The following is a 276-nucleotide window of genomic DNA, read 5'->3' as shown; positions in this document are numbered from 1 at the left end:
AAGCAGGCGCCAAATAGAGATGAATTTTTTCTTTTATACCGGCCTTATGCCAGTAGTAGCGCGCCCGATTGGTGGTACTAACATTGAGGTCACAAAGATGTAAACGTGCCTCTTTAGAAAGAGAAAGGGCCATTGCTGTACTGCTATACCCCGTATATACTCCTAATTCTAAATAATGTTTTACTCCCAAACTCGCAGCCAACCAACATAAAAACTGGATAGTAAAATAATCAGCCATCATAAAGCCGCGGTTTAAATTTTGATTATCTTCTCGAA

General features: G+C 39.9%; 1 protein-coding gene. It reads right to left on the bottom strand.

The window, feature by feature from the left end; genetic code table 11:
* Positions 1 to 276 (bottom strand): O-methyltransferase (locus GV790_RS30210; protein ID WP_218586510.1); only part of this gene is annotated, 276 nt, incomplete at both ends.

The organism is Nocardia cyriacigeorgica (genome assembly GCF_010858045.1).
Taxonomy (GTDB): domain Bacteria; phylum Actinomycetota; class Actinomycetes; order Mycobacteriales; family Mycobacteriaceae; genus Nocardia; species Nocardia cyriacigeorgica_E.
The sequence above is the reverse complement of the archived record's forward strand: the minus strand, read 5'-3'. Positions and strand labels throughout refer to the sequence as shown.